A 16,560-nucleotide genomic window follows, 5' to 3' on the forward strand; every position below is an offset into this window, starting at 1 on the left:
AACTTCGGCACACCGTCCCGGCAACTAAAAATTCTGCGGGATTGGTGTGGAATTTAGGGCTAATCTACGTCAGCCCCCAATTTAAACAGATATTACCGCCAATATTTAAAAATAAACAGACCTTTCTTTATCAAGGACCTCATCAAATGCATCATTCTGAAAAACTATTCAAACTGAGCACACTTGCCCTCTGCCTTGCCGCACTGCCCCAAGCCGCGCAGGCTGCCGAAGAAGTACAACAGGCTGAAGTGGAACAAGTTACCGTAGTGGGTAAAAACAAAAGCCTGCGTACTGAAAGTCAAAACAGCTACACCGTATCCGCCCTGCGCTCAACCACAGGGCTGATCCTCTCTCCGCGGGAGATCCCCCAATCCGTCAGCGTCATTACCAAAAAACAAATTGAAGACCAGGGCATTACCGACTTAGAAGGTGCGTTGCAAAACGCTACGGGCATCAATGTTTTCAAAAGTGGCGGACGCACGCATTTCATGTCGCGCGGCTATTTTATCGAACAGTTTGAAGAAGACGGCATTGCCACTCAACTCGGCTCTCCCGGCGGATTCGGCTTGGGCGGCCCGGCCGGCGACCCGACCAGTGCAACCGATATGGCAATGTACGACCACATTGAAGTGGTGCGCGGTGCGGCAGGTTTGACACAGGCAAACAACGAACCCGGTGGCACGGTAAACGCCGTCCGTAAAAAGCCGACTGCAAAACGCCAGCTTTCCGCCGATTTGATGGCAAACTCATGGGGCAAAGTAAACAGCGTCTTTGATGCATCCGGCACCTTAAGCCAAGAACGCGGCCTGCGCGGACGCTTTGTCGGCTCGGTAGGCAGCAACAAAACCTTCAAAGACCAATCCGGCGGACGCGACATCCTGCTTTACGGCGTGATGGACAAAGACATCGGCGACAACAGCAAACTTACTTGGGGCGCAAGCTACCTCAACCAAACCGAAACGCCCGATCCGGACGGCCTGCCGATGCGTGCAGACGGCAAAGAGTGGAAACGCAGCCGCTATCTGGGTGCGGATTGGAACGAAGCCCACCTGAAAAAATACAATCTTTTTGCCGAATTAGAACATTATTTCAACGACAACTGGAAACTGAGCAGCAAACTGGACTGGCGCAAGAACACCAGTTCAAAAGAATATTACACGCTGGGCGGCACGGGTAACGGCATCGGTACAGACGGCCTGGGGACCACATACAGCTTCGACCGTTACGATGCAGGCAACCGCCAGTTCACTTTCCAAAACAACCTGACCGGCCGCATCTTCGCTTTCGGCCAAAATCACGACCTCTTCTTCATGCACAGCTATTCCAAAGAGAACGTGAACTCAAGCAACCGCTGGCTCAACGACAGCAGCACCTATGACGCAGATGCCTTCAACGGCAGCGAAAAAGCCAAACCCGATTGGGATTCTGCCACAGCCAAAGCCCGTGGCGGCGACGGCCGTTATACTACCCACGCCTTTGGTTTGGGCGCGCGCATCAATCCTACCGACAAACTGCACATCATCGCAGGCGGACGCTATACCAGCTGGAAACGCGACTTCTATTGGGATCGCGACCTCAAAGACGGGGCAGCAGGTTCATTAGACTCGCTCAAACGCAACCGCTTCGTTCCTTATGCCGGCATCACTTACGACATCACGCCTAAACAAAGTATTTACGCCGCCTATACGTCCATCTTCAAACAAACGATGAACCGCGACTACAACGACAACCTGCTGCCTCCGATTATGGGACGCAACTACGAACTCGGCTGGAAAGGCGAATGGAACGAAGGCCGTCTGAATACTTCCGTCGCCCTCTACCGTACCGACAAAGACAACAACAACCAACGTGTCAATGCCAAACCGCATCCTTATTGGGAACCATTGGATCAAAGCAGCCGCGGTTTGGACGCCGAAATCTCCGGCAGCCTGACCGACCGTTGGCAGGTTTACGCAGGCTACACCTTCAACCGCAGCACCAACCGCAGCAGCGTTACCGGCAATGTTGAATCGCGCCAAAAAGGCTACAACTTCAGCAGCCATACGCCGAAGCATATGTTCCGCCTCTACACCAGCTATGTCCTGCCGGTGGATAACGGCAAATGGACGGTCGGACTGGGGGTAAAGAGCAGCAGCAAAACCGCCAATTCCTACGGCTCCATCAAGCAAGGCGGCTACACCATTTGGAATACCAACGTCCAATACCGCCCGAGCAAAAACTTGCAACTGGGGCTGGCAGTCAACAACCTGACCGACAAACGCTACTACGAAAACCAATACAGCCGTGCCGCCAACAGCGGCAACTTCTACGGCGAACCGCGCAACGCCGTGTTCAGCCTGAAATGGAAAATGTAAATAGCAGCATAGCAAGCACGGTTTGACCGCTCATTTTTTAAAAGCATAAACCAACTATTGCTGATAAAAAGGCCGTCTGAAAGTACAATTTCACTTTCAGACGGCCATTCGCACGCATTCGCAAGCATTATGAAAACACTCAAAAAATTCTTTTACCTCGCCCGTCCTTTCTGGTCGGGGGCGCACGGCCGCCTCCAATGGTTGATGCTCGCCGTCCTCATCGGCTTCACCCTTTGCTCCATCACCATCAGCGTTTGGATCGCTGCGTGGGACAAACGTTTCTACGACGCGCTGGCCGCATTTGACGGCGCGTCCATGCCCGCGCTTATTGTCGAATACCTCGGCTACATGGCGATGATTATCGGCTGCATCGTTTGCGGCGACTGGCTGCAAAAACGCCTCATCTTCCGCTGGCGCACCCACCTGACCGAGCAATTCCAAACAAACTGGCTCGAAGGCCACAAACACTACCGCCTGCGCCTGACGGGCGAACCGGACAACCCCGACCAGCGTATCGCCGAAGACATCTACCTCCTCGCCGACAAAAGCATCAGCCTCTTTCGCTCCTTCATCAACAACGTTGCCAAATTCAGCGCGTTCGTCGCCGTACTGTGGACGCTCTCCGGCGTGCAGACCTTCAACATCGGCGGACACAACATCACCATACACGGCTACCTCGTCTGGGTTGCCCTGATTTATTCCATCTTCAGCACCGTCATCGCCCACCTTGTCGGCCGCAAACTGAAAAACCTCAATATCGACCGCCAGCACCGTGAAGCCGACTACCGCGCCGCCCTCCTGCGCGTACGCGACCATGCCGAACAAATCGCCTTCTACAACGGCGGCGAAGCGGAAACAGGCCGTCTGAAACAACGTTACCTCCGCATCCGCGACAACTGGCGGCGACTGACAAACTGCGAATTTCGCCAAGAAACCTTCTGGGCGACCTATGTCCGCATCAGCATCTTCATCCCCATCCTCGCCACCCTGCCCATGTATCTCGCCAAAACCATGACCTTCGGCGACATGATGCAGACGCGCACATCGTTTGCCCGCGTCCAAGACAGCTTCGGCTGGTTTACCGACTCCTACCGCCGCCTGATTGAATGGGCGGCAGTCATCGAGCGGCTTTCCGGTTTTCAGACGGCCTTAGAACAAGCAGAACACAAAAGCCCCGTCCTTCAGCCACACCAAGCAGATTTGCCGCATCATCGCGGCAAGGCAGTCCTGCAAAACCTTAACATCCACACCCAAACCGGCACCCCCCTGCTCTCCGGCATCAGCCTTGAAGCCCATACCCCTGAATGGCTATTGCTCGAAGGCAAAAGCGGCATCGGCAAATCCACGCTGTTGCGCGTGCTGGCCGGTTTATGGCCGTATTATCAAGGCAGTTTTTCACTCGAAGGCAGCCGCCTGTTTTTCCCGCAACGCCCTTACCTGCCTACCGATACCCTGCGTCAAACCGTCAGCTATCCCTATGCGGCCTGCCAAGACGACCATTTGATTCAAACCGTTTTGGAACAAGTCGGCCTAAACAGTCCCACGGGTAGGCTGCACACGTTGATCAACGATTTGGACACCCCATACGAATGGCACGGCATCCTCTCCGGCGGCGAACAGCAACGCCTCAGCCTCACACGCGCACTGCTGCACAAACCGCAAATCCTGTTCCTCGACGAAGCCACCAACCAGCTTGATGACGAATCCGCCCTGATGTTGATGCAGACCCTAAAACAACATTTGCCCGACACTTTGGTCATCGGTATCAGCCACCAACCCAAGATTCAAGCCTTGTTTGATAGTTCGCTGAATTTGAATGAAAAAATTATTTAAACGTTAAAATGTGCAAAACGCTTGCTTTCCATCCTAACAAGGGATATAGTACCAAGTAACTAGTTCTTATTGATGAGAGCTACTCCTTGGATACTTGCCTCCGGTCCTCCAACCCGGGGGCATTTTTTTACATTTTTATTGTGTATTCGTACGGATAGGATAAAGACGAAACACCCATCACAAATCAACAGACAAATCAAACCGCAAACTGCGTTTTCCCAACGCTCAGGCCGTCTGAAACCCGCTCCCGAATATTATTCATTCCATATTTCAGACGGCCTGTTTAACCGTCCCTTGCAAAGCTTGGCACAAGCACCGCTGACCGACGGCAATCAATTACTATATAATCAAACGCATCGTCATCCCTACAAAGGAGCCACACCATGACCACAAAAATTAAAATCGGTATTGTCGGTGCAACCGGATACACAGGCGTCGAATTGTTGCGCCTGCTCAGCAGCCACCCCAACGCAGAAGTTACCGCCGTTACCAGCCGAAGCGAAGCCGGTATTGAAGTAGCGGACTACTTCCCCAGCCTACGCGGCATTTACAACCTTGCATTCCAAACGCCCGAAGAGGCCGGGCTTGACCGCTGCGACCTCGTATTCTTCGCCACACCCAACGGCGTGGCCATGAAAGAAGCGCCAGCCCTTGTCGAAAAAGGCGTACGCGTGATCGACCTGTCTGCCGACTTCCGCATCCGCGACATCCCCACATGGGAACAATGGTACAAAATGACCCATGCCGCGCCGCAACTCGTTTCCCAAGCAGTGTACGGTTTGTGCGAACTTCACAAAGACGACATCGTCAAAGCCATGCTGGTGGCCAATCCGGGCTGCTACCCCACCTGCGTTTCCCTGCCCTTATTGCCGCTGCTTCAAGCAGGCCGTCTGAAAACCAATGCGCCGCTGATTGCCGACTGTAAATCCGGTGTTTCCGGCGCAGGCCGCAAAGCCAGCACCCATGCCCTATTGTGCGAAGCAGGCGACAACTTCAAAGCCTACGGCGTCGGTGGCCACCGCCATCTGCCTGAAATCCGACAAACCCTGTCCGGACTGCAAGACCAGGTTTCAGACGGCCTGATTTTCGTGCCACACCTTATTCCGATGATACGCGGTATGCACGCCACCCTGTATCTGCACCTGCAAGAACACACCGATCCTGAAGCCTTACTGCGTGAATACTACCGCGACAGTCCTTTTGTCGATATCCTGCCTTCAGGTTCGACACCTGAAACCCGCAGCGTGCGCAGCGCCAATATTTGTCGTATCAGCGTTCAAAAAGCGCCCGATCAAGACAATGTGTGGATTGTGCTTTCCGTCATCGACAACTTGGTTAAAGGCGCAGCCGGTCAAGCCGTGCAGAATATGAACATCATGTTCAGCCTGCCTGAAACCACCGGCCTGACCAATGCGCCGTTGATGCCTTAAGCCATCCTTATTAAAAACACAAGGCCGTCTGAAACAATGGTTTTCAGACGGCCTTTATTAATTCATACGCAAACATCACTCATACACCACGCCGGCAAGCATTTCTTCTTCATTCAAGTTACCGTACTGTTGCTCCCAATCGTGGGTGGCCTCCACCATATCGCATTCTTTGGCGAAGGCAAGCAGCCTGCCGTCCATCTGATCCAGACTCAAACTGCCCAAGCGTTCGCATTCTGAAGCCGTCAGATTACCGTCCGCTTCATGCGCTTCCGAAGATCCGAAAGGCAGGGCAAAAAAACCCAGCACCAACGCCAGCAGCACCCAAAAAATATTTTTACGCGAACGAGTCATTTCACACCTCTCATCATAATCATATAGCAGGTTTAAGTCAGAAAAACTAAACCAAATAAAACTAAACTAAGAAAAATCGAATAGAAAATTAGAAATATCAATTTATCTAAGACAAAACGAATAATACTAAGAAAAAATAAAATATGCAATACTTTTTCTTAGATTGAGTAATTTTTTTCTTACAATTTTGTAAAAACTAAGGTAAAATACACTCAAATCATCCAAACCATATAAAAAACATACCTCCATAAAGGCATAAACATGGATACCTTTAAAGACCGCCTGGCTTTCTTATGGAAAGATGAAGCCCGCCAAGCCAAAATCGCCGCCGACATCGATATGACCATCGCCGGATTCAGCCGTATCTGGAACGAAGGCGGCCTGCCGAAATCGGAAACGCTAAAAAAAATCAAACAACTTAAAGGCTGCAGCATAGACTGGCTTTTGACAGGAGAAGGTTCCCCCTTCCCCGATTCCGAAGCCCCGAAAGCCACGGCAACCGATACACTGGGCAATCCAGTCGATATAGACGAATTTGTCTTCGTACCGCGTTACGACATCCAAGCTGCGGCCGGACACGGCCAGCTCGTCGGCGATGAGCAGCCCATGTTTGCCATGGCGTTCCGACGCTATTGGATAGAAAATTATGTGACGCGCGACATCAAAAACCTTTCCGTTATCTCAGTCAAAGGCGACTCGATGGAAGGCGTGCTGAATGATGGCGACACCATCCTCATCAACCACGGCCAAACCACGCCGCGCGATGGCCTCTATGTTTTGCGCCTCAACGAAAACCTTCTGGTCAAACGCCTGCAACTGATACCCGGCGGCATCGTCAACGTCATTTCCGCCAACGAAGCCTACCCTACTTTTGAAATCGACCTGAAAAACCCGACCGACGACGTTGCCATCATCGGCCGAGTCGAATGGTTTGGCAGAAGCATCTAAATCTGACATACTGGCGCTTGAAATTTCTGCCATGCCCTCCATGTAAGCTGGCAGACCCTGTCTGCACAAACTTGCCTTGGCTAACGGTTTGCGCGACAATAGTAAAAATATTCATATAAAAGGAATCACATCATGTCAGACGAAAGCCCTATTATCTTTACTGACAGCTGCTGCACCAAAGTTGCCGACCTGATTGCCGAAGAGAACAATCCCGACCTGAAATTGCGCGTATTCGTCAACGGCGGCGGTTGTTCCGGCTTCCAATACGGTTTTACCTTTGACGAAATCAAAAACGACGACGATTTCGAAATCCAAAAAAACGGCCTGACGTTCTTGGTCGACCCGATGAGCTACCAATATCTGGTTGGTGCGGAAATCGACTACACCGAAAGCCTGCAAGGTTCTCAATTCGTCATCCGCAATCCGAATGCCGAAACGACTTGCGGTTGCGGCTCGTCCTTCTCCGTATAAACAATCCGTTTCTTCATGAAAAACAGGCCGTCTGTATCTTCAGACGGCCTTTTGTGTGAATTTATTTTAAACAATATTGGATTTATCTTATAATAATAATATCGGGCGTGAATATTTACTCTACAATAGACATAACATTGGACATGCATATTGCCATATAAATAAAAAATCATTGTCCAGCCGATTAACGACACGAAGGCACCCCCTATCCGGTCTGCCTCAGACTGCGGCCTCTGTTTTTGCCTGCATCGCAAGCCAAAACAGCTCAAATACAATAACAAAACCCCTGGCCCAACCCATTGGGTTGACGCAGTCGAAATATTCATGGGATATCAATGAGCAAACAAGAAAAATTTTTCGACGTATATGTTTCTTATCCGCCGAACACGGATAAGGAGCGCATCCATGCCTGCCTGTATGACAACCTGCCCGAAAACGAAGCCGAGAGCCTGATTCAAGCCTTGGCGGAGCGTCCGCAAGCCATTGTGGCCGAAAAATGCACGCAAGACGAGCGCGAAAATGCGCAGCATTACTTCAGCTATTTAGGTTTGGACGTCATTGTCCGTCAGGCCATGGAATTGGAGGCGCTCGAAGAAGAACCCGTGTTGGCAGTCAACACTCCCGACCCTATCCAATGCCCCGTCTGTATGACAATTATTGACGAACTCGATGCACAGGAATGTAAGACCTGCCACTTTGATTTGACAGAAAAAAACGAGCTTGCCATCCAGCGCAAACGCATTGAATGGCAGGAAAAAATTTCTTTCGAGCACAAAAAACAAACCGAAATTGCCCACAAGCTCAAATACGAACGCGAGCAGGAAGAGAAAAAACTGCGCAAAAAAATCCGCGCCGAATTGGAATCCCAATTACGCGAAGAGTTAGGCCAAAATCCTGAGCTGGCCGCACTTGCAGCGAGGAAGAAAACACAGTTTCTGCTTACAATGGCCATCGTATTCGCCGTTTTGAGCCTGCTTGCTCTCGGCTATATCGCTGCAAAATTCTTCTAAACTGATTTCAAAACTTAAGGCCGTCTGAAAAACAGATTTTCAGACGGCCTTTTATATTTATATTGATTGCATTATTCCAATCAAGCCTCTTGCACATCCACGTCCACCGACCATCGGATTTTGCCGTCGCGGTTTTGCTGCAACACCTGCACCCACAAACTCACGGCGCGATGCAAATCCTGTCGGGATGTCGATTCAAGGAAGATTTGCGCGCGTTCGCGTTCGGCTAGGCGCACCATCAGCATGGGGGCGGCGCCGAACTGGGAAACGCTTTCGGGCAAAAGCGGGGCGAGGGTTTCTTTGGCGGCGTTGAGAAATTCCATCGCATCGGCAACGCGCGGCGCGTCGGCGCGAACGGCCGTCTGAAAACCAAAGGGCGGCATGGCGAACATTTGCCGTTCGTTCAATTCGTTTTCGGCAAACACGGCGTAGTCCTGCGCTTTGACGGCGGCGAAAACGGGATGTTCGGGAAGTTGGGTCTGTATCAACACCTTGCCGGGTTTGTCGGCGCGCCCCGCCCTGCCGGACACTTGCATCAGCTCGGCGAACAGCCTTTCCGGCGCATGAAAGTCCGCGCTGTACAGGCTGCCGTCGGCGTTTAAGACGATAACGAGGTTGAGCCGCGCGAAATCATGGCCTTTGGCGAGCATCTGCGTGCCGACCAGAATGTCGATTTCGTTATCGGCGATGCGGCGGTACAAATCCGCCCAGTCGTTTTTGTGCGCGGTGCTGTCCCTGTCAACACGAACGACGGCGGCCTTGGGCAGGAAGGCGCGCAGGGTTTCTTCGACGCGCTGCGTGCCGTGGCCGACGGCGGTCAGGTCTTGGTTGCCGCAGTCGGGGCATTTGAACGGGATGGGTTCGCGGTGGTCGCAGTGGTGGCAGCGCAGTTGGCGGGCGCGTTGGTGCAGCACCATTTTGGCGGAGCAGTTCGGACAGCCGAAGGTATGGCCGCAGTCGCCGCAAAACAGCGCGGGCGCGAAGCCGCGACGGTTGAGGTACACCAGCGACATGCCGCCCGCCTCAAAATTCTGTTTCAAAAGCTGCAAGGCTTGCGGCGAGAAGCCGTTGTCGAGTTTCAGACGGCCTACATTAAGTATTTCCACTTGCGGCAGTTGCGCGGCGGTATGGGCGCGCTCGGTCAGTTGCAGCAGGCGGTACGCGCCGCTTTGCGCCTTGTGCCAACTCTCCAAACTGGGCGTGGCGCTGCCCAACACGACGGGGCAGCCGCTCTGCTTCGCCCGCCACACCGCCAAATCTCGGGCGTGGTAGCGCAATTCGTTGTCTTGTTTGAACGAGCCGTCGTGTTCCTCATCGACCACAATCAGCCCGACATCATCCATCGGCGTGAACACCGCCAGCCGCGTGCCTATCACCAGCTTCGCCTGCCCCAACATCGCGCGCAAATAATCCTGCGTGCGCTTGCCTGCCGCCATCTGGCTGTGCAACACGGCGGTCGGCACGTCGGCAAAACGGTTTTCCACCCGCTTCAAAAGCTGCGGCGTGAGGTTGATTTCGGGCAACAAAAACAACACCTGCCACCCCTGTGCCAACACTTTCGCCATCGCATCGAAATACACCTCGGTCTTGCCGCTGCCGGTAATGCCGTACAGCAAAAACGGCTGGAATTTGCCAAAGGCCGTCTGAATTTCATCGGAAGCCTTCTGCTGGTCGGCATTTAACACAAATTCAGAGTGCGAAGCCTGCCCGTGGTACGGCCTTAAAGCAGGCTTCGCCGCTTCCGTCGTTTCAATCCAACCCTGCTCCGCCCAATCTTCGATTAATTTCGCCGCCTGCGCGTTCACCTGCTTCAACGCCGCCATCGTCATTCCGCCCGACAGCAGCGCGTCCCACAAAGCCGCTTTTTTGTTGAACCGCGACGGCGGCGGTGTTTGCGCCCTGCCCGCTTCGTTCAGCGCATAAAACAACGGCGGCTGCGGCATTTCCACTGCGCGCGTTTCCTTCAAACCCTGCGGCAGCGCGGCAAACACAGCCTGCCCGGTCGGATAGTGGTAATAACGCGACGTAAACGCCAACAAATCACGCCAGCTTTGAGGCAACGGCTTTTCTTCCACAAAGGCCGTCTGAACGCTCAAAATCCGTGCCGTATCCATATCGGGCGCAATATCCGTTTCCCACACAATCCCGACCACGGTTTTATTGCGGAAAGGCACAAGCACCCGCGTTCCCGAAGGGAGCGGCTCAGAATGCGAATAAGTCAAAAGGCCGTCTGAAAGCGGCACGTTCACAGCGATGCGGTGGTAAATCATACAAACAATCAAATCATTTTTTCGTATTTTAACAGCCGAAAGCTATTTTCAGACGATAAATTGAGCCTCAATACAATGCAGGCATGACAGAGGTTTGATACAATGCCTTACTTTCAACACACGCAAGTCTCTCGCATGAAAACCAAGTTAATCAAAATATTAACACCGTTTGCCGTCCTTCCTTTGTTGGCATGCGGTCAACCTGCCGTATCCAATGCCAATGCCGCGCCTGCGCCGGCTGCCAAAGCGGAAGCGCCTGCCGACAAATCCGTTGCCGCTTCTTTGAAAGCGCGTTTGGAAAAAGTCTATGCCGCCCAAGATTTGAAAGTTTTGAGCGTCAGTGAAACACCGATTAAAGGCATTTACGAAGTTGTCGTCAGCGGCAAACAAATCATCTATACCGATGCCAAAGGCGACTATATGCTCGTCGGCGACCTCATCAACGTCAACACGCGCCAAAGCCTGACTGAAGAACGCGCAGCCGATTTGAACAAAATCGACTTCGCTTCCCTGCCTTTGGACAAAGCCATCAAAGAAGTGCGCGGCAACGGCAAACTGAAAGTCGCCGTTTTCTCCGATCCGGACTGCCCGTTCTGCAAACGCTTGGAGCATGAATTTGAAAAAATGACCGACATCACGATTTACACCTTCATGATGCCGATTCCGAGCCTGCACCCTGATGCCGCGCGCAAAGCCGAGCTGTTGTGGTGCCAACCTAATCCGACCCAGGCATGGACCGACTGGATGCGCAAAGGCAAACTCCCAAGCGGCAAAGCAAACTGCGAAAACCCTGTTGCGGAAACCACTTCATTGGGCGAACAATTCGGCTTCAACGGCACGCCGACCCTGGTCTTCCCTAACGGCCGCAGCCAAAGCGGTTACAGCCCTATGCCCCACCTCAAAGAAGTTATCGAGAAAAACCAGTAATACAGGGTTTAATCTCCATCAAGGACGCTTTACGCGTCCTTTTTTCATTTCGCCCTACCATCAATTGCTTTCAGACGGCCTCAAACAGACAAATACAAAAAAGGACGTGTCCGCCACGTCCTTTTTCCCTTTACCTTACAGGTAGAATTTCTCAACCACTTTCAGGTTTTCATCCAATTTGTACACCAGTGGCTGGCCGGTCGGGATTTCCAAGCCCATGATGTCTTCGTCTGAAATGCCTTCGATGTGTTTGGCCAACGCGCGCAGGGAGTTACCGTGTGCCGCAACCAAGACACGTTTGCCGCTCAGGATGGCCGGAGCGATTTGATCTTCCCAGAAAGGCAGGACGCGCTCGAGGGTAACTTTGAGGTTTTCGCCATCGGGAATAACATCGCTAGGCAGGTTGGCATAGCGGCGGTCGTTGTGTGCGGAATGCGGGTCTTTAGGATCGAGCAGAGGAGGCAGGGTGTCGTAGCTGCGGCGCCAGATGTGGACTTGCTCGTCGCCGTATTTTTCTGCGGTTTGTTTTTTATCCAAACCTTGCAGCTGGCCGTAGTGGCGCTCGTTCAAACGCCATGATTTGATTTGCGGAACAAACAGTTGGTCGGATTCTTCCAAAACGATGTCACAGGTTTTGATGGCACGGGTCAGGACGGAAGTAAAGGCGATGTCGAATTCATAGCCTTTTTCTTTCAGCTTTTTACCTGCTGCGGCGGCTTCTGCCAAACCTTGCTCGCTCAACTTAACGTCACGCCAGCCGGTGAAAAGGTTTTTCGCGTTCCATTCGCTTTGTCCGTGACGGATGAATACTAATTCCATGATAGTTTGCTCCAATGAAGTTTGGGAAAAGGTATTTATAGCACACTTTGCCGCCGCGCTGATAACGTCGGCGGCTTCTTTTGATATGTTGCAAGTTTGCTTCTAGTCTTCAGACGGCCTTGTCGGAAGGTAAACGTCAAAACGCGTGCTTTTGCCGGTGTATTGATATGCCGGTTTGCGCCCGTCGAGAAATTCGCCCAAGCGCGGGCGTTTGACGACAATGCGCTTTTTGGCGGTATCCAATGCCGCCTCCAACAACTCGGCTTCGTCTTGTGCCGCGCCGACCAAGTCGTGAAAGTAAGCCATTTCTTTTTTCACGGCGGCGGTTTTGCGGCGTTCCGGATACATCGGGTCGAGGTATACCACATCGGGCCTGCCGTTTTTCGCGGCCAATTCCTGCATCAAATCAACGGCATTGCCAAAGTGCAAAGTAATTCGCCGGGCAATCTCCCGTGTTTCTTCACTTTGCCCTGCCCTGTTGAGGCCGTCTGAAAGTAGACAGGCAACAGCAGGATTTTGTTCAAAAGTGTGTACATTCAAACCCAACGAGGCAAGCACGAAGCTGTCGCGCCCCAGTCCGCCGGTAGCGTCCCAGACAGTCGGTTGCGCAGTATGATTGACGGCTTTGGCAATCAGCTCGCCTCCGCCTTTAGTGCGCCGATAATGGGCGGCACCGCCATCAAAATCAACGCGGACACGGCCTTTTTCACCGGCGCGGCATAAACTGATGCCGCTTTCGTCAGCGATAAGGAAACTACCTGCTTCAAGCTGCCGGTCGATAACGGTCAGCCTGAAAGGCGCGGCAAGGCTGCGAAGTTTGGCAGATGCGGTTTCGTCAAAATAAATCTTGTACATAAGGCTTATGTTTCAGACGGCCTTGAAAACTTGGGCCGTCTGAACGTTTTAATTGATGTCCAAGCGTTCCATGCGGTAGCGCATGGAACGGAAGCTGATGCCCAAAAGTTTGGCGGCTTGGGTACGGTTGTAACGGGTTTGCTGCAAGGCCTGCTCGATGATGCTGCGTTCCACTTGGTCGAGGTAATCCTGTATCTGCATGGTGCGCGGATCAAACGGCGGAATGGGGCTGTGATTGAGCGTGGTTTCGCGCGCGTCAGGTTCGGCGATGTCGTCAAAAGAAAGGCTGCTGCGATCGGCTTTGGCCTGCGGGGCGTTTTGAATCTGCAAGTCGTCCACTTGTATCACTTGGCCGACCGTCAGTGCAACGGCGCGTTCGAGGATATTCTCCAGCTCGCGGAAGTTGCCGGGATAGCTGTAATGCAGCAGGGCTTCTTGGGCTTTCGGGCTGAGTTTGTAGGTTTGATTGCCGTGACGGTGTTTGTACAGCAAATACAGAATCAGCGCGCCCAAGTCTTCGCGCATTTCGCGTAAAGGCGGCATGTGCAGGGAGACAACGTTGAGGCGGTAATACAAGTCCTGGCGGAATGCGCCGCTTTCAACCAAGGCTTCGAGGTTTTTATGGGTTGCACAAATAATGCGCACGTCCACAAAGGTTTCCCTCGCATCGCCGATACGGCGCACGGCTTTTTCTTGGATGGCGCGCAGGAGTTTGACCTGCATGGCAAGCGGCAAATCGGCAACTTCGTCGAGAAACAGTGTGCCGCCGTCGGCGTGTTGGAAAAAGCCGAGACGGTCTTGGTCCGCGCCGGTAAAGCTGCCTTTTTTGTAACCGAAAAATTCGCTTTCCATCAGGTTTTCAGGAATCGCGCCGCAGTTGACGGCAATAAACGGTTTGTCGGCGCGGTCGGACAGCTCGTGAATCGTGCGCGCCGCCTGCTCTTTACCGGTACCGGATTCGCCGGAGATATAAACGGGAACCAGGCTGCGTGCCAATCTGCGAATCAGATGGCGTACTTCGACCATTTGCGGCGAAGTACCCAACAGGCGCGGCATATCGTCGTCGCCTTTCAGGATAGGCTCTTCTTGCAAAGCAGGATTAATGTTGCCGGTTGAAAACCGCTCTCTTAAGGAATTGAGCCCTTCCGGAACGGTCAAAGGCCGGTTAAATTCGCTCTGTACGCTCTTGGGCGGCGTAACAACAGGCTTGACCGGCTGGGGTTCGGGTTTATACAGGGCGGCAGAAACAGGCGCAGGCTGAGATTTGACTTTTTCAGACGGCGTGGGTTCGTTGGTATTGTCTGAAACCGATACAGCCGATTTCACCAATGAACGCAGTTGCGACAGCGTAATCGGTTTTTGCAGATAGTCAAACGCCCCTGCTTTCAAGGCTTCAACGGCTTGGTCGGCATTGCCGAAAGCCGTAATCACGGCGACGGGCGTGTCGAGCATCAACTCGTCGATGTATTGGACCACCTCGAGGCCGGAGCCGTCGGGCATACGCATATCGGTCAACACCAGCAAATAATCGTTGTTGTCCAGCCTGTCTTTGGCTTCTTCAACCCCAGCCGCAGTATCGACGCGCAGACCCATTTTCATCAGGGTCATTTCCATCAGGTCGCGGATGTCTGCCTCGTCATCGACAACCAAAACCGGCTCTTGCAATTTATTCATCCTGCGCTTGCTCCTTCGGTAAAATCAATTCAAACCCGTTCATTTCAGGGTGATAATGCAGCTGCCCCATATTGGCGTGTGCCAACTCGCGTGCGACGTAAAGCCCCAAACCGGTGCCTTGTTTTTCGGTGGTGTAAAACGGCTCGAACAGATGATTTCGTACATCCGGCGGCACGCCTTTGCCGTTGTCCGCCACGACGATGGAAATATGCATCCTGCCGCTAGAGCGGATAAGGACGGTAATAGCGTTTTCGTCCTGACGGCTATGTCGCCAAGCGTTGTTGCACAAGTTCCACATCACTTGCTGCAAGTGCATGGGGTCAACCAATACGGTCAGGTTGTTGCCGTCCATATTCATACGCAGACAGCCGATGGCATCGGGATTGTTCAAGGTAAATTCCTGCTTGAACTCCAACCAGAATTTCATCAGATTAATCGGCTGGCGGCTGATGTTGTCTCGTTTGTTAAGCAGGGATACGTCTTCCAACATCTTGTCGATGCGTTGGATATTGCTGTCGATGATGTTGTAGAGCTTGGCCTTGAGCGGGTCTGCCTCATCGCCCTCTTGCAACAAATCGCTGGCATGACGGATGGCGGACATCGGGTTGCGGATTTCGTGGGCAAGGTTGGCAGTCAACTGTCCGAGCGAAGTCAGCTTGGTGGACATGGCCTCCGCAGCCACTTCACGCAATGAGCGGACGTACAGCATCAGTAGCTCGGTTTGCTCCTGAATCAATGGAACGGCACGAACGTGCATGGCGTGTTGGAAAATATGGATATCGGTTTCAAAAGGTTTGTCGGGTTGGCGCTGCCAGCGGGCCACCAGCTCGCCGAACACGATTTCCTGCTGATCGATAATCAGGCTGGGAAAATAGATTTTTGCCTGTTTGTTAAACAGCCACACGCGCTGGGTCGCATCAATCACCACCACCGCTTCTTGTACGCGGTTTAAAACCAAATGGTTCAAGCCGCTGATACGGCGGTAGGCCAATTGATGGCGGCTGGCGGACTCTGTGGCCTGTTCGAGATAACGAGCGGCAAACGAGGTCAGCATCGCCACCAGATAGCTGGCGCCGATCAGCATTAAAGAATTCGCCACTGATTTTGCGTCCCAATTAAACGAATCGAAACGCATACTGCCGTCTAAAAACAGGTTCAAAATAAACAGCATTGCCGTATAGCCTGCGTACAGCATGGGATAATGGCCATAACTGAGCAGGCACGACGTGGCAACAAACGGCAAAACCAAAATCCCGAAACCTGAAGCCGTACCGCCGGAAATATACACCAAAACCATGATCATGGTAATGTCGACCACGGCGCTGGCGTTGGGCAAATCCAAGGATTGCCACTGCCAGCCCGGGCGGAGCACGGAGAGCATAATCAGGAAGAAATACAGCGTTATCCAGATATAAAACTCAACCGCCGGCAACGAAACGCCAATCAGGTTGCCGCCCGTGTAGCTACCGAAAGCGTGCAGAACCAAAAGCGGCAAGACGATGGCTATTCGGGCGATGTTGATGACGCCGGGAATCCGCTCCCTCAGATTACCCAGCTCTTGAAGATTGGCTCTGTTCATAAGTGAACCTTTTTTATTTTCATGCAATGTCGTAGTAAA

At 52.7% G+C, this 16,560-nt stretch carries 14 protein-coding genes; 8 read left to right on the top strand and 6 right to left on the bottom strand.

What is annotated here, in order from left to right:
- The first annotated feature begins 146 nt into the window (after positions 1–146).
- The 4 genes from ACTHRY_RS00005 to argC all read left to right on the top strand — a co-directional run bounded on the left by ACTHRY_RS00005 (position 147) and on the right by argC (position 5,617).
- Complete coding sequence (locus ACTHRY_RS00005; protein WP_049322532.1) at positions 147–2,354, top strand: TonB-dependent siderophore receptor; 2,208 nt, start codon at positions 147–149, stop codon at positions 2,352–2,354.
- A 129-nt stretch (positions 2,355–2,483) separates the two neighbouring features.
- Positions 2,484–4,187 carry an ABC transporter ATP-binding protein/permease gene (locus tag ACTHRY_RS00010; RefSeq protein ID WP_049322533.1) on the top strand — a complete coding sequence of 568 codons (1,704 nt, stop codon included), beginning with the start codon at positions 2,484–2,486 and terminating at the stop codon, positions 4,185–4,187.
- Between the two features lie 72 nt (positions 4,188–4,259).
- Positions 4,260–4,574: a hypothetical protein gene (locus ACTHRY_RS00015; RefSeq protein WP_152691274.1), complete on the top strand. Its 315-nt coding sequence runs from the start codon at positions 4,260–4,262 to the stop codon at positions 4,572–4,574.
- A complete protein-coding gene (gene argC / locus ACTHRY_RS00020; RefSeq protein WP_049359682.1) occupies positions 4,571–5,617 on the top strand; it encodes an N-acetyl-gamma-glutamyl-phosphate reductase in 1,047 nt (348 codons plus the stop codon). The genes ACTHRY_RS00015 and argC overlap by 4 nt, the downstream gene beginning before the upstream one ends.
- A gap of 75 nt (positions 5,618–5,692) precedes the next feature.
- Here argC and ACTHRY_RS00025 read toward each other — a convergent pair whose 3' ends face one another.
- Positions 5,693–5,968 carry a hypothetical protein gene (locus ACTHRY_RS00025; RefSeq protein ID WP_003748371.1) on the bottom strand — a complete coding sequence of 92 codons (276 nt, stop codon included), beginning with the start codon at positions 5,966–5,968 and terminating at the stop codon, positions 5,693–5,695.
- Between the two features lie 261 nt (positions 5,969–6,229).
- Here ACTHRY_RS00025 and ACTHRY_RS00030 point away from each other — a divergent pair, with 261 nt between their 5' ends.
- From ACTHRY_RS00030 to ACTHRY_RS00040, 3 genes are all read left to right on the top strand, one after another.
- On the top strand, positions 6,230–6,916 hold the full coding sequence (locus ACTHRY_RS00030) for a S24 family peptidase (protein WP_003680158.1): 687 nt from the start codon (positions 6,230–6,232) through the stop codon (positions 6,914–6,916).
- A gap of 132 nt (positions 6,917–7,048) precedes the next feature.
- Complete coding sequence (erpA, locus tag ACTHRY_RS00035) at positions 7,049–7,387, top strand: iron-sulfur cluster insertion protein ErpA (protein ID WP_003680162.1); 339 nt, start codon at positions 7,049–7,051, stop codon at positions 7,385–7,387.
- Between the two features lie 335 nt (positions 7,388–7,722).
- Positions 7,723–8,397 carry a hypothetical protein gene (locus ACTHRY_RS00040; protein WP_036493339.1) on the top strand — a complete coding sequence of 225 codons (675 nt, stop codon included), beginning with the start codon at positions 7,723–7,725 and terminating at the stop codon, positions 8,395–8,397.
- 80 nt (positions 8,398–8,477) lie between these two features.
- Here the strand turns inward: ACTHRY_RS00040 and ACTHRY_RS00045 are convergent, their stop codons facing one another.
- On the bottom strand, positions 8,478–10,667 hold the full coding sequence (locus ACTHRY_RS00045) for a primosomal protein N' (RefSeq protein ID WP_049322535.1): 2,190 nt from the start codon (positions 10,665–10,667) through the stop codon (positions 8,478–8,480).
- 135 nt (positions 10,668–10,802) lie between these two features.
- On the opposite strand from ACTHRY_RS00045, the gene ACTHRY_RS00050 reads away from it, so the two are divergent.
- Positions 10,803–11,594 (top strand): DsbC family protein, encoded by a 792-nt coding sequence (locus ACTHRY_RS00050; protein ID WP_003748365.1) that lies wholly within the window; start codon positions 10,803–10,805, stop codon positions 11,592–11,594.
- Between the two features lie 135 nt (positions 11,595–11,729).
- Here ACTHRY_RS00050 and ACTHRY_RS00055 read toward each other — a convergent pair whose 3' ends face one another.
- The 4 genes from ACTHRY_RS00055 to ACTHRY_RS00070 form a co-directional block, all read right to left on the bottom strand.
- On the bottom strand, positions 11,730–12,413 hold the full coding sequence (locus tag ACTHRY_RS00055; RefSeq protein WP_049322536.1) for a 2,3-diphosphoglycerate-dependent phosphoglycerate mutase: 684 nt from the start codon (positions 12,411–12,413) through the stop codon (positions 11,730–11,732).
- 102 nt (positions 12,414–12,515) lie between these two features.
- Positions 12,516–13,268 carry a class I SAM-dependent methyltransferase gene (locus ACTHRY_RS00060; RefSeq protein ID WP_049322537.1) on the bottom strand — a complete coding sequence of 251 codons (753 nt, stop codon included), beginning with the start codon at positions 13,266–13,268 and terminating at the stop codon, positions 12,516–12,518.
- A 48-nt stretch (positions 13,269–13,316) separates the two neighbouring features.
- Positions 13,317–14,942 (bottom strand): sigma-54-dependent transcriptional regulator, encoded by a 1,626-nt coding sequence (locus ACTHRY_RS00065; protein WP_440373937.1) that lies wholly within the window; start codon positions 14,940–14,942, stop codon positions 13,317–13,319.
- The gene (locus tag ACTHRY_RS00070) at positions 14,935–16,521 is read right to left on the bottom strand and encodes a two-component system sensor histidine kinase NtrB (RefSeq protein WP_049322539.1); all 1,587 of its coding nucleotides are present in this window, start codon (positions 16,519–16,521) and stop codon (positions 14,935–14,937) included. Before ACTHRY_RS00070 ends, ACTHRY_RS00065 begins: the two co-directional genes overlap by 8 nt.
- Positions 16,522–16,560: the final 39 nt, after the last annotated feature.

This window comes from Neisseria sp. P0004.S004 (assembly GCF_051963335.1).
Classification (GTDB): domain Bacteria; phylum Pseudomonadota; class Gammaproteobacteria; order Burkholderiales; family Neisseriaceae; genus Neisseria.

Bases quoted from the DNA above. Each gene is read 5' to 3' on its own strand.
- ACTHRY_RS00030 (WP_003680158.1), top strand. From the start codon at position 6,230: ATGGATACCTTTAAAGACCGCCTGGCTTTCTTATGGAAAGATGAAGCC.
- ACTHRY_RS00045 (WP_049322535.1), bottom strand. From the start codon at position 10,667: ATGATTTACCACCGCATCGCTGTGAACGTGCCGCTTTCAGACGGCCTT.
- ACTHRY_RS00060 (WP_049322537.1), bottom strand. From the start codon at position 13,268: ATGTACAAGATTTATTTTGACGAAACCGCATCTGCCAAACTTCGCAGC.
- ACTHRY_RS00055 (WP_049322536.1), bottom strand. From the start codon at position 12,413: ATGGAATTAGTATTCATCCGTCACGGACAAAGCGAATGGAACGCGAAA.
- ACTHRY_RS00025 (WP_003748371.1), bottom strand. From the start codon at position 5,968: ATGACTCGTTCGCGTAAAAATATTTTTTGGGTGCTGCTGGCGTTGGTG.
- ACTHRY_RS00070 (WP_049322539.1), bottom strand. From the start codon at position 16,521: ATGAACAGAGCCAATCTTCAAGAGCTGGGTAATCTGAGGGAGCGGATT.
- argC (WP_049359682.1), top strand. From the start codon at position 4,571: ATGACCACAAAAATTAAAATCGGTATTGTCGGTGCAACCGGATACACA.
- ACTHRY_RS00040 (WP_036493339.1), top strand. From the start codon at position 7,723: ATGAGCAAACAAGAAAAATTTTTCGACGTATATGTTTCTTATCCGCCG.
- ACTHRY_RS00005 (WP_049322532.1), top strand. From the start codon at position 147: ATGCATCATTCTGAAAAACTATTCAAACTGAGCACACTTGCCCTCTGC.
- ACTHRY_RS00015 (WP_152691274.1), top strand. From the start codon at position 4,260: ATGAGAGCTACTCCTTGGATACTTGCCTCCGGTCCTCCAACCCGGGGG.
- ACTHRY_RS00065 (WP_440373937.1), bottom strand. From the start codon at position 14,942: ATGAATAAATTGCAAGAGCCGGTTTTGGTTGTCGATGACGAGGCAGAC.
- ACTHRY_RS00050 (WP_003748365.1), top strand. From the start codon at position 10,803: ATGAAAACCAAGTTAATCAAAATATTAACACCGTTTGCCGTCCTTCCT.
- ACTHRY_RS00010 (WP_049322533.1), top strand. From the start codon at position 2,484: ATGAAAACACTCAAAAAATTCTTTTACCTCGCCCGTCCTTTCTGGTCG.
- erpA (WP_003680162.1), top strand. From the start codon at position 7,049: ATGTCAGACGAAAGCCCTATTATCTTTACTGACAGCTGCTGCACCAAA.